Consider the following 12,932-nt stretch of genomic DNA (forward strand, 5'->3'; position numbering starts at 1 on the left):
CTCCCTTTAATCATAGTAGAAGACCTTCTTCGAGATCAGATAGCTGCTGACGGCCAGAATTAAGGCCACTGCGGCGAAATACAGCCAGGCCATCGCAGAGCTTAGACCGAAGTTGAACTGGGTGAAGCCGGTCTCCCGGATCAGGTCAGTCATGGCGTTATTCGAGAAGGAATCAATAATCGTATAGATAGAATTTACCAGAATGAGCGGGCTGACCATCGGGAAAGTGATTTTCCAGAAGGCCTCATAGCCGGTTGCCCCTTCCATCTTGGACGCCTCATACAGCTGCGGCGAGATGGTCTGGATGCCGGCCAGGAAAATCAGAATCTGTACGCCGGACTGGCTCACAATACTATAGATGCGGCTCACGGCGCTGGTCAGATAGTTCACTACCCATTCGCTTAAGCCCGCGTCCAGCATCAGCCCCTCCAGCTCGAAGGTGCCAAGTCCCTGAATCGCTCCCGCACCGGCATTCTGATCGTTGACCGCCTGAATCAGGCTGGTGCTCTCCAGGCTCAAAATGACTCCGGAGGCCAGAATGACAGGCAGGAAGAAGATCGAGCGGGCCAGCGAGCGGCCGATGAATTTCTGATTCAGCAGCACTGCCAGAAACAGGCTGAAGATCACGATCAGCGGCACATTGATGACCATATTCATAATGGCATCGGCCAGCGAGCGGTTGAATTCGGTATTCACCGTCAGCGCTTCCACATAATTCTGGAAGCCGCTGAAATGAACAATCAGTCCGTCGGAATTGGCCTGCACCGAGCTTAAGCTGTAGCGCAGCGAAGACAACAACGGAATCAGGAAGAAGAAGATGAACCCCAGCAGCCAGGGCAGCACATAGAAGAAGCCCATTAATGCCTTTTGCTCATTGTAGGATCTGCGGTCCAGTCTAAGTATGGATTTCAAGATTGCTCACCACCCGTAATATAGCTTTCGGCCTCAACCGTCCGGCCCTCTGCAAGGACTGCGGTCTTATTGTAGTTGACGATGACAGACATCCCGTTACCGTAAGTGCTTTTATAGACACCGTCTGCCAGCTTCTCATGACCGGTCAGCCGCTGATGCTGAACGTTCTTCATCACTCCGTTCACTTCGGTGTATATCTCAGCCGCCTGGTCGATCCACTGCTCATAATGGACCGCATACAGGTTATCGAAGTCGGTATCTTTCACCTTGTAATTAGGCGCATACATCCATTCATAATAGAGGCCGGAGCCATACTCCAGGCTCTTCAGGATATATTGCCTTGGATTCGTGAACGTGGACAGGTTAAAAGGCTTGCCGGTGTAATTCACATATCCCCGCACCACCATCGGATAGAACGGAATCTCCTCATCCTCCAGCTTGAACCGGCTGCTGGACACCGGAGCATCCGTAATGTCAGAGAGATACGGAAGGGCGTAGGCATTCCCGCCGTCCGCGAGAATGCGCATGGACGCTCCGGTGATCTTCTCCAGCGACTGGACCGATATCTGTTCGGACGCAGACCGGTCAATCTCCTGGTTCTTGCGGAAATCGCTGTTCAATTGATCGGCCATATCCCTTAGCGAGATGCCGCCGGTCTGAAACGGCGCTATCTCCTTCAGCGTGGCATCGACATATCCGCCGATCCTGCTTGGCGAAATAATATAGGCTGGGGTAAAGGAACGGTCCCGCCGGTTCAAGGCCATATTGTATGGATAGACGGCTGCCGGAATCTCACTGAGCATCCGGGAAGCCTTCTGGTTAATCCGGAAGCCTGAGGTCTGGTTCGCCCGCAGCAGTGCCACGTCAGGGAAGAGCTCAATGTCTTGCTCCTTGGCGTATGCTGCCAGCCGGTTCAGCCCCTTGCTGCCGCCGATTGCCTTATCCACCGACAGCCGGTCCGGCACCTTGTGATCCAGGCCCCGGTTGAACCAACCGGCATATTTCAGCCTGATATTATCAATGCCGCGCTGCTTCATCTGCTTCAGAATGCTCTCGGCCTCTTCGAAGGTGGTCAGTGCCTCCAGCGATTGATAAGGAATGCCCAGGACATGCTTGGTCTTCGTGATTCCGCCCACCAGCTCCAGATAGAACGGCGTATTCATAGGTGCTTCTGCGGAAGCGGCCGGTTGTGCCTCAGGCAGTCCGCCATGCTTCGCCAGATAGCTCTGGTAATAACGCGCCATGCCCGGATAGGAAGCTTCCTCTCCGCTCAGGAACGCATAACGGACAACGTAATCTGTCTTGGGCGGCTCCTGCTGGAATTTCGGCAGGGTGCGGTTCTGATCGCTTGACGTCAGGGTAAGATCTCCCTTGGCAATCAGAGTAAAGCTCGGATACACATAGTTGTATCCGTTCAATCTGCCGCTGGTATCTGCGTTGATGGTGGCAAGAGAAGCCCCTTGTTCAATAATGCCCAGCATGGCGCCTTCCTCCCGGATCAGGCCGAACACCGGCAGCTTGACCTCCTGCTGCTGCGCATAGGCATCCGTGGTCTCCATCGTCCCGTCCACACCATACACCGCCTGCTTATAAGCGGGATAACGGGTCTTGCCGTTGTTGAAATGAATCAGCGCTCCTGAGCCGTCCGGCACCAGGATGGACCCGGAATCCTTGCTCCCTCCGGCACCCAGGAAGCTCAGCAGGGAGATGTCATTCACCGGATAATCCGCAGGATAGCGGATATCCGCTGACGGAACCTTGACGACCAGCTGGTCCCCGTCCAGGGCATATTCAATGGCGAGCTGGAAAATACGCGGCGCAGGCTTGGTCTGGCTGAGGTTGTTCTCGGCGATATCCTGCTGCAGATCCTCCTCGGTATATCCCGCCTTCTCGAAGCCCTTCAGCGTCCGCTCCAGCTGAAGCCCCTTCAGCGCTTCATCGTTTCGCGTATAGACTCCGTTCTCCTCATCGAAGGTGTAGGCAATTTTCATCGTCCGCTGCCCGGTCTTATCCATCTTGCTCATGATCTTCTCCTCGAACCGCTCCTTGCCCATCTTCATCGGCAGGTCCTCCGCTGTTGCAGCGGTCGTTCCGAACTGGTAGAAGACCTTGACGCCCTCAGGCGTCAGTTCCAGCTTCATTTGCTTATGGGCCACGCTGTCCGTATATGAATTCACAGAGCTGACCTGACCCAGGTTGTTATAGAAATCCAGCTTGAGCTGCGCGGACAGCAGGTCTTTATTATCCCCGCTGGCCTTGGCATCCGCTTCACGGTCCAGCGGGTTGCTGTACCAGACCGTCCCGTCCGACAGATTCTTGACGGCGATCCCTCCGGTAGCTTCATCCATGAACAGGCGGAGCTGCGCGTTCTCGAGCACACCTGTCATCCCGCTCACCCCAGTATCAGTGAAGGCAGATTTCAGCGCGCTCCCTTCCGTAAAGGACACTTCAAGATTCGGTTCATGCCCGCTGGCCTGGCTGTCTGAACTTGATGCCGAACAGCCAGCCAGCACACTCATACTGAAGAGAATCGAGAGCAGCATGATTAACGGCTTCCTCATTCCCGGTCCTCCTCCTATCTCCTCAAGACAATTTCTTGGTATATGGTCGAGACGAATGCAATCATCTGCTGAACCAGACTGAAGAACAGCAGGGTCAGGAAAGCCATGAAGGCCATAGCGAGCAGCGTCAGCAGAATCGTCCCGATCGTTTTGGACGGGGAGAACTGATGAACGGTCATAATGCCCACATACAGCAGCAGTCCCGACCAGAGGATGGCAAAGTTTTTGAAAAAGTAATAAAAAGAGCTCTCCTGGGCCGAGATGAAATTGCTGATCCAGATCCATGGGAAATTAATCAGCACGATCGGAAGCAGTGCGAAGCAGGTGGTAATAAAAATCTCCACGAACTTCCCCTCCCCGTCCATCAGCGTGGTCAGCGACCAGTTCGCCACACACCAGAACAGAACAGGAACCAGCACATAGACCGCTTCCAGCAGGCTGTTCAGATACCGCGGATTATTCATGTTTACCAGGAATCCGCTGTATTGATCGCCCAGAACATTCGTCAGAATCAGCATAAACAGAATGCCGAAGGAGATGATCAGACTGGTTTTTTGACTGCGTTCATATTTGAGGTCCCAGTATCCGTTGAACGGATGAACCATCACATACAGCGGATGTTGCAGCGCTTCTCTGTTCAATGGAGCTCCACCTTCTTTCTGGCCTTCATTTTCCGGTACATTCTCAGGCCCAGCCATAGGGCTAACAGTGCGATCAGAGCCGTCATAATGGTGGAGAAATGTCCCCGAAGCACTTCTTTACGGTAGAGCAGGAACGCTTTGGAATAGTTGGTCCGGTCCATGCTGCGCTCGAAATACTCCGCCGATTCCTTGTACTCGCCTTGCCGCAGATACGCCTTGCCTATACCCGCATATGCATATTCCATATTCGCATTCAAGTTGACGACCTTGCTGAACTCCTGGGAGGCCAGCTCCTCATCACCGTTATAGTAGCTGCGTACTGCACTGTTCAGCGTTCTTCCGTACTCTGTGGTCTGGAATACCGTAATCTCACCCAGTGCCTGGTCCAGCACCAGAATATCGTCACCGCTATGCTCAATGGCAACCGGAGTGTTGAATTCGCCCAGACGGTTACCGATTCCGCCGAAAATGTACAGCAGATAGCCGTCCCCGTTGTACGTGAACACCCGGCCCCGGCTGGCATCCAGCACTGCGTATATTTCACTGTCGCTCACATCAATATCCACGAGCCGCGGGGCACCGCCTGAGCGCGTGGAGTAGAGCAGATCACCGCTGGGCTTGTAATAGCCCTCTCTCCGCAGAATATCTGCTCCCTGCGCATTCAGCTTCTTGATCGGGTCCCCGTAATCGTCACCGTTGGTAGCGTACAGAAAGCCTTCGTCATTAATGTCCAGATTCGTGAACTCGGTTGGCGTATACATGACCATCTGCTCGCGCTGCGCCTTGGTGGAGATCGATTTCCAGAAATACTCCACCGCATCGACATGCACCCGGTTCGCGCCAATGAACGATTTGAACACACCATCCGCCCCGAATTCCATGAATCCGTCGAAGACGCCGGCTGACATCACATAGATGCGGTCCGCCTTGTCTACAGCAACACGGACAGGCTGAAATTCAAAGTTCGCCTGCAATAGCTCGGACTTCGGGGCTTCAATGATCCCCACAGCCTTGAAGCTGCTGTCGAGATGGACGATACGCTTATTGCCCGTATCCGCGACATATACTTCCTTCTGCTGCGTCACATAGATACCCTGCGGATTGTTGAACTTCTCCGCCTTCCCCTTGAACTGGAATGCGTCTACCGCCTTGACGGATTTGTAGTCCTGATCCAGTATTACAAACCGGTTATTTCCGCTATCCAGAACATAGATCTGCTTATCCGCCGTAACCTGAATATCCTGCGGATTGTTGAATGGGCCCGCACCGGAGCTGGCACCCGTGATGAGCTTAGTAGCCTCGTAGGCGGACGGAGCCGCCACCGCATTCCCCCAGTATGAATAATTGTAGGAAGGGGCTGCGCTCTCTGCCAGGGCCAGCTCTCCGCCAAGCCCCAGACTGACCAGGCAGCACAAGGCCAGCAGACCGGTTCTCAGTTTCTTTATCCTTGCGACCATTGTCACCGTTCCTCCTCTCTACTCTTTCATACCGGATGTGGCCATCGTCTGGATGACACTGCTCTGTGAAATAATGAACAACAGAATCGGCACGGTCATCAGCAGCAGAGCGACTGCCGCTCCGACCCCGGCACGCGCAATCCCGCCTTGGATGACCTGGCTGAGTGCGTAGTGAAGTGTCTTCAGGTTCTCACTGTAGATGAAGCTTCCTCCATCGGTACCCCACAGCGCCGGAAATTGCAGAATCATCAGCGTCAGCCAGGCCGGCTTCACATTCGGCATTACGATTTGCCAGAACACGCGGTACTCGTTCGCACCGTCGATTTTGGCCGCCTCAATCAGTGCATCCGGGATCTGCTCCATGAACTGCTTCATCAGGAACAAACCTAGCGAGAAGGCCAGTGACGGCACGATAATCGCCGCTTGGGTATTGATCCACCCCAGCTGTGACATGACCAGATAGTTCGGTATTGCCGTAACATGCGGCGAGAACATCAGGGACAGCACTACAATTTTGAACAGGACGCTTGAGCCCGGGAATTTGAACTTGGCCAGCGGATACGCCGCTGCCGACGCCAGCAGGATATGTCCTGCGGTTCCTACCAGTGTGATCAGCAGTGTATTCGCAATGTATCTGGTGAACGGCACCCAGGAATTGCCCATGATCACCATCAGATCGGTGAAGTTCTCCAGCGTCGGGTTCCGCACCAGGAATCTCGGCGGGAAGATGAACAGCTCATCCAGCGGCTTAAAGGCATTGTTCACCGTGTAGATCAGCGGAAGAACCATGAACGCACCGAAGCCCAGCAGCAGGCCGAAGAGCATAAAGCTGACAGCAAAGGACCGGTTCAGTCTTTTTTGAGGGCGAAGGGCCCCTATCACTCTTGAATACAGGGTCATTCACCCACCTTTCTGAGCAGCTTCTGGGTCATCATGTTAGTTCCGAGCATAATTGCGAAGAGAATGGTAGCAATAGCAGAGGCATAGCCCATCTCAAAGCGCAGTGTCCCGTAATCCATCAGATGCGTTACCACCGTATGTCCCGCATAGTTGACGCTCGGGAAGCCAGCAAGTGCAATGGAAACCTCAGCCACCGCGAAGGAGGCGGTAATCTGCATGACCGCGCCGAACATCAGCTGCGGACGCATGGACGGCAATGTAATGAACCACAGCTCCTGCCAGCGGTTCCTGATCCCGTCCATCGCTCCCGCCTCGAACAGCGTCTGGTCCACGGTCTGAAGTCCGGCGATGAACGCCAGGAAGCTTGTGCCGAGACTCAGCCAGAGCTGCACAATAATGACAATGGCGAGAATGTACTTCTCGTTCTGCAGCCATTGAATCGGCTCCAGCAGCACCCCGATCTTCATCAGGAAACCGTTGAGATAACCATAGCTGTCTCCCGAGAAGACGATCAGCCATATGAAGAACACATTGCCCGAGATGGAAGGCGCATAGAAGACCAGCGTCATCAGCGACCGGACAAAGGGCGACAGCTCATTGATCAGCCAGGCGAACAGGAAGCATGCAATATAGCTTAACGGGCCTGTGATGACAGCGAACAGAAAGGTGTTCTTCAGCGCGATCATGAACACATCATCGCCCAGCAGCAGCCTGGAATAGTTCTCCCAGCCTATGAATCTCGGCGTCTCCAGCATATTGAAGTAGAAGAAGCTCAGCCCGAAGGAGACGACCACCGGGATCACCGTGAACAGGAAGAAGATGATCATATAGGGACTCATCATGAAATAATAATGCTTGCTCTTCTTGATATCTTTCCATAGTTGCGCCAGGCGGGATTCCTTGAGCGGACCGCCAGCCAGCCCTTGCAAGGCTGGTTCAGTGGTATTGTGTATTTGTACCATCAGCTTGCAGCCTCCAACCTAATACGGAAGTTTGAATTCCTTCCGTTTGATCTGAATTTCATCGTTAATGTAGATCAGATAATCCGACAGGGCTTCACGCGGATTCACCTTCCCGTTGACCACCTTGCGGAACGCATTGTCCAGATGCCGGCCTGTGAAGTACCCGCCCGGAACCTGAGGGTTACCCTTCACCCATTGCCACTGGCTCTCCAGCTCCTTGTAATCCTTCACCGGCCACGGCAGCTCCTCCAGCGCTTCAATGTTCGCGGTCGGATAACGTGCCGCCGCGCCCATCAGCCCTTCCATTTCCCGGCCGTACTGGACCTGCGTGTCCTTGTCTGTCCACCACTTCATGAATTCCCAGGACGAATCCTTGTCCTTGGCATTCTCCAGCAGCATGACGCCGGTTGTATGGCTGGCCACGCTATGGTCCACCGTGCCGTCCGCCTGCTTCGTTCCCGGCACCACTGTGAATTCCCACAAATTACGGATTTCCGGCGCCATTACCGTCAGGCTGTTATAGATGGTATAATCGGCAATCCCGATCGGGATCTCGCCTGTACGGAAGCGGTTCGGAAAGTCCACCTTCACCGGGAACTTATAATTGGTATAGAACTGGGTCCACTTGTTAAATTCACTCATGGAGGTCTCCGAGTTCAGCGCGCTTCGCTTCTGGTCATCTGTGTAGAGCTGCCCGCCGTTCTGATAGAGCAGCATGGTGAAGGCCGCATTGGGCACCAGCGTCGCGTTGTTCAGTGTATCCTCCAGCGGAAGATAGAACTCCAGATTATGTCTCTGCAGAACAGAGACCACATTGTAGACTTCCTCCCACGTAGCAGGCGGCTCCAGGCCAAGCTCCTGCAGAATATCCTTCCGGTAAAAAAGCATCGGGAAGATCTGCTGCTCAGGCAGCCCGTAGACACTTCCGTTGTACTTATAAGGCGTAAGCGCACTGTCCCGGAAGCGTTCAGCCACTTCTTTGAAGTCGGCGAACTGGGACAGATCGGCCGATGCTTTGCGCATCGCATAGTTCACTGGAAGGTCCTCGCCAATCTGCATGGCTACATCCGGCCCTTCGCCCGCCAGGGTTGCCGGCAGCAGAATGTTCGGAGGTACCAGCCGCAGCGCCACGGAGATGCCCGTATCCGGTGTAAAGGTATCGTCAATCATGCTCTTCATCACTTGAGCCTGATCCCGGCCGGTCGAAATCCAGACCGTAATCGCCTTCTGGTTCTTCGTCACGTTACCGATACTGTCGTAGTCTTCGGTATACGAGGCTCCATAGGCTCTCAGCTCATGCTTCAGCTTCTGGAGGAAGGTCGCCTGTGCAGACGGAAGGGGCTTATCCGGCGCCGAGACCACCAGCGAATCCAGTGTTAGCGGCTGTTCCCGCACGCTAAGAATCCAGGTCCCCAGACCGCCGACATTTGTCTTGAAGGAGACCAGCCGTTTGGCTACCGTATCCGGGTGTTTAGCCATATCTTCCAGCTGGGTGACCATCGAGTACAGCACTGATACCTTATCGCTGCGTTCTCCGGTGGCCTGCTCCAGATATTCGCCGACACTGCGGATTATCTCCGCTTGCTCCCGGAATACCTTGGTCATCTCCGGTATCCGTTTCTCCAGCTGATAGTCGCGGAACTTATCCGGGTTATTGGAGGTAATCGCCAGAATATTGCGGTACATTTCATTCAAGGTCAGGACACTGGACTGGATGGTGCGGACCAGCGGCGCGATATCGCCCAGGGTCACGGTCAGTCTCAGCTTGTGCGTCCCTTGTGTAAGATGGAACAGGTAAGGCTCTTCCCCGCCGAGTACATTCATCTGCCAGCCGGGAGAGTAATTGAAGCGGATCTGCTTCATCTCGGTGAACGGATATTCACCGTCAATGGTCAGGCTGCGGTTGGCATAGACGCCCCGGAGCTGATTCTGCTTCTCCTTGAGCGCTATCCGGTACAGACCTTCTTCAGGGACATCAATCTCCCATTCGATCCATTGCCCCGGAAGCTTCCAGTTCACCCCGCCGATGGTGTTGATCCTTAAATTTGAGACGGCATAAGGAACCACTGCCGGGCTGGAGCGGTCGGATAACGGGTATAAGGTCGGTGAGGATTTGGCGGATGCCGCTTCGGCCTGGACCTCGATATAAGGCTCTTTTACCGGCTGAAGGCCCTTAGTCTCATACTGCTGCTTAGCCTCTGCGTAAGACTGCACTGTCCGGTCCTGGAACAGCTCAATATAATCAATGGCCATCGGCTCACGGAGCGCGGTCAGCGACAGGGTCTGGTTTCCCTGCTCCAGATAGAAGGCATATGGCTCCTCATAGAAGCCTTCACTGTCCGCAATGACCGTGGACTGCCACACCGGCTGCTCCACCTGTCTGGGGCGCAGATCATTGCCGCGGTCATCCTGCTTAATGACCTCTTCACGGTTCCCCCAGACCCGGTCGAAGAGCAAGGTATCCGCTCCCTTGAAGGGCACCTGCCCGTTAATGGAGAGGGAACGCTCAACCGACGAGCTTTTACCTTCCACCGGATAATAATGAACCCGGAGGTTATACAGACCGGATTCCGGAACCGGCACCTCCCAAGAGATGGTTCCCGATTCCGGAGTAATGACTGCTGTTCCGTCAAGCCCCTCGAATTGCTGCTTCACCTCAAAGGCATCTCCGCTGCCAGGGGAATACATCTCCCCTTCGATGCGGATCTCCCGGTCAGGGCGCGGAGCGTCCCCGTGTTGCTTCAGATAGGCTTCATAGCTGCCTTCTGCGGCGTCCTGCGCGGCTGCCGTGAACTTGCCTTCTGCGGGAGAGTCGGAATGCACAGGCTGCCCCGAGGAATTAAATATCCAGATCGTCCCGGCCAGCAGGACAACAACCAATATAATCGCTATGTTCCTGATTCGAATATTCAACGTACTCCTCCCCTTAAGCGATGGATCATAAGTTGGTATATTTCAAGCTCCAGCTTAATTTCAGCAAGAATGGGAACAACAGTCCGCGGGGGACTGTTGTTCCATGCGGGTATCCGTTTATTTTTTGTAGACCGCGTCTACAGAAGCCTGAACCTTCGCCTTGTACTTCTGAATGACAGTAGATGCCGAGGTTCCCTTCTTAAGCTCGTCAATCATCTCGTAGTACGGCATGGTCGAGAAGGTGTTATGGTTCGTTAACAGCATGCCGCCTTCGACCAGCTTGGCGTTGTTGATATCATCCTCATTGTCATACGTACTCTCCAGGGAAGCCTGCTTAGGATAATCGTAGATCGACTCGATATCGTTGATCTTCTCCCAGATATACAGCAGCTGGTCCGGATTCTCGGCCTTCTTCGGGATCGTCAGGAACTGGACATTGGATTCCACACTGTGGTATTCGGTAGCATTAGGCCCTTTTGGAAAAGGAACAAAGCCGATGTCATAGTCCTTCATATCCGTCTTGAAGCCGTTCGCCTCATAATCTGCTCCCGCATACATCAGTGTGTTCCCCTGGCGGAAGAACTGCGCCGGTTCCTGCCAGTCCCCGCCTTCAGTCGGCCGCGCTACCTTCTCAGCACCCAGCTTAGCGATGAACTTGAAGACCTCCAGCAGCTTGGGATCATCGAGATTCTGTTTGTCCTCAATGGTCAGATCGGTCTCATTGGAGGCCATTGCCATCTCCAGGAACCCGCCTGAGGCCAAGCCCCAAACATCAAGTTTTCCGTTGTTATCTGTATCCTTGTTCGCTTCTTTGGCGACTTGGGTGAAGGTCTCCCAGTTCCAGTTATCCTCATTCACATATTCCTGGAGCGGCTTCATGCCCAGCTTCTTCATCAGAGTGCGGTTATAGAATACCCCGCTGATCAGGTTGCCCGCATTCTCCGAGAAGCCATAGCCCCGGCCCTCATATTGCGAGAATTCCGTAGTCATCCGCTGATTGAAGGCATTCTCATTCTTGGTGTACTCGTCAACCGGCCAGAACATATCCTGCTTCGTCAGCACCGGAATCATATATCCCTTGCCCATTCTGACAATATCGCCAAGCGGTTCACCGGCGACCAGTGAAGCCACTACCTTCTTCTGGTATTCACCGAAATCCAGCGCTACATATTCAACCTTGAAATTATGCTTGGCCATCAATTCCTTCAGATTCTTCGAGCGCTGGATATTGTCAGGATTGTCCTCGGGAATCTTCATATCCCACCAGGAGACAATCTTGATCGTTCTGCCGCCCATATCGAAATCCTTTTCCGGTGTAGCATTGCTCGGCTCTGCAGCCTCTGTAGCTTCCGCAGTGGCTTCAGCTGCCGGAGCCTCCGTGGCTGCCGCCGGCTGGGCTGATGCTCCCCCTCCGGCGTTCCCGCCGTTCCCTGCTCCGCCGCCGCAAGCCGTTGTTGCAGCTAATAACAACATACTAATGAATACTGACATTACTTTTTTTGCCCGCATGATCTGTCCCCCCAAGTATGAATGACTTACCTCGAAAGTTTAGCGCTTACATTTTCAGGCAGCAACCCGTCTAACTTCAGGTGTTCACCTGTCAAATTATAGGTCGGGTCCGCAAGTCCTTATCCACCGGGCAACCGGATTTCGATCAGGTAAACAAATGGAGCCTGGTGCAAGAATTGCACATTGTAGCGCCCGGCTCTGTTGCACATAATGAATGAAGTAAGCTTAACTTCTCTCTGAAAGCGGGGTCTTCATGTTGTACAGAATCTTATGTGTAGAGCGAAACCGTCAGGTGCGGGAGATCGCTTCTTATATGGCAGGGAGCAGACTTAAGAATTTCATTATTCATGCGCATGCTGATTATTCATCCGATATTCTGCGGCTGATCCGCAGCGAGGGGATATCACTGGTTCTTCTGAACATCAGGGACGCCCATGCGCCGGGCATGAGAGTCTGTGAGCAGATCAGGCAGGGAAGCTCCGTTCCGATTATCCTGCTCGGAGGCAGCGGGGATTTCGGGCTGGCGCGCCAAGCTTTACTCTATAATGTAAGCGATTACTTGACAGACCCGGTGGACCCGGCTGAGCTGGGCGGAAGTCTGGAGGCGGTTAGGCGGTTACTGGCCCCGGCCGGCAGACCGGCTGCTGCGGAGCAGGATTATGCGGAGTTCCCCCTTCAAAAAGATCCGCCCTCCCCGTCTCCAATTGTCAGTACGATCAAGCAATATGTGGATGAGCAGCTCCATCGTAATATTACGCTTAAGCAGATTTCCGACTCCTTGAACTTCAATTGCGCTTATCTTGGACAGAAGTTCAAGCAGCAGGAGAATATGTCCTTCAACGAATACCTCCTGCGCCAGCGGATGGAGAAGGCCAAGCTGCTGCTGGAAACGACCGACATGAAGATCTATGAGATTGCAGACGCTGTGGGGTATTCGGAAATCGACTGGTTCTACAAAAAATTCAGAGAATACACGGGAACCAGTGCCAATGAATACCGCAAGCAATGCTTCGTCATTGCCTGAGACAGAGGGGGTAGAGGGAGCGGCCTGTACGAAATCTGGAGCAAGGCTCTGAA

At 53.9% G+C, this 12,932-nt stretch carries 9 protein-coding genes; 1 reads left to right on the forward strand and 8 read right to left on the reverse strand.

The annotated features are described in order from the left end of the window. Window positions 1-6: 6 nt before the first annotated feature. The 8 genes from MKX42_RS21760 to MKX42_RS21795 all read right to left on the reverse strand — a co-directional run bounded on the left by MKX42_RS21760 (window position 7) and on the right by MKX42_RS21795 (window position 11,855). A complete protein-coding gene (locus tag MKX42_RS21760; RefSeq protein WP_340754527.1) occupies window positions 7-912 on the reverse strand; it encodes a carbohydrate ABC transporter permease in 906 nt (301 codons plus the stop codon). Continuing rightward, window positions 909-3,473, reverse strand: a complete 2,565-nt coding sequence (locus MKX42_RS21765) for a DUF5696 domain-containing protein (RefSeq protein ID WP_340754529.1) — start codon at window positions 3,471-3,473, stop codon at window positions 909-911. Before MKX42_RS21765 ends, MKX42_RS21760 begins: the two co-directional genes overlap by 4 nt. A gap of 14 nt (window positions 3,474-3,487) precedes the next feature. Further along, the gene (locus MKX42_RS21770) at window positions 3,488-4,114 is read right to left on the reverse strand and encodes a YIP1 family protein (protein WP_340754531.1); all 627 of its coding nucleotides are present in this window, start codon (window positions 4,112-4,114) and stop codon (window positions 3,488-3,490) included. After that, window positions 4,111-5,571: a hypothetical protein gene (locus MKX42_RS21775; RefSeq protein ID WP_340754533.1), complete on the reverse strand. Its 1,461-nt coding sequence runs from the start codon at window positions 5,569-5,571 to the stop codon at window positions 4,111-4,113. Before MKX42_RS21775 ends, MKX42_RS21770 begins: the two co-directional genes overlap by 4 nt. An 18-nt stretch (window positions 5,572-5,589) precedes the next feature. Continuing rightward, on the reverse strand, window positions 5,590-6,471 hold the full coding sequence (locus tag MKX42_RS21780) for a carbohydrate ABC transporter permease (RefSeq protein WP_340754536.1): 882 nt from the start codon (window positions 6,469-6,471) through the stop codon (window positions 5,590-5,592). Beyond that, a complete protein-coding gene (locus MKX42_RS21785; protein WP_209992410.1) occupies window positions 6,468-7,433 on the reverse strand; it encodes a carbohydrate ABC transporter permease in 966 nt (321 codons plus the stop codon). Before MKX42_RS21785 ends, MKX42_RS21780 begins: the two co-directional genes overlap by 4 nt. A gap of 18 nt (window positions 7,434-7,451) precedes the next feature. Beyond that, window positions 7,452-10,346 carry an extracellular solute-binding protein gene (locus MKX42_RS21790; RefSeq protein WP_340754539.1) on the reverse strand — a complete coding sequence of 965 codons (2,895 nt, stop codon included), beginning with the start codon at window positions 10,344-10,346 and terminating at the stop codon, window positions 7,452-7,454. Between the two features lie 117 nt (window positions 10,347-10,463). Continuing rightward, the gene (locus tag MKX42_RS21795) at window positions 10,464-11,855 is read right to left on the reverse strand and encodes an ABC transporter substrate-binding protein (protein WP_340754541.1); all 1,392 of its coding nucleotides are present in this window, start codon (window positions 11,853-11,855) and stop codon (window positions 10,464-10,466) included. A gap of 253 nt (window positions 11,856-12,108) precedes the next feature. Here MKX42_RS21795 and MKX42_RS21800 point away from each other — a divergent pair, with 253 nt between their 5' ends. Next, window positions 12,109-12,879, forward strand: coding sequence for a helix-turn-helix transcriptional regulator (locus MKX42_RS21800; protein ID WP_340754542.1), 771 nt, complete (start codon window positions 12,109-12,111; stop codon window positions 12,877-12,879). Window positions 12,880-12,932 lie beyond the last annotated feature (53 nt).

The organism is Paenibacillus sp. FSL R7-0204 (assembly GCF_038002225.1).
In the GTDB taxonomy this organism is placed as follows: domain Bacteria; phylum Bacillota; class Bacilli; order Paenibacillales; family Paenibacillaceae; genus Paenibacillus_AQ.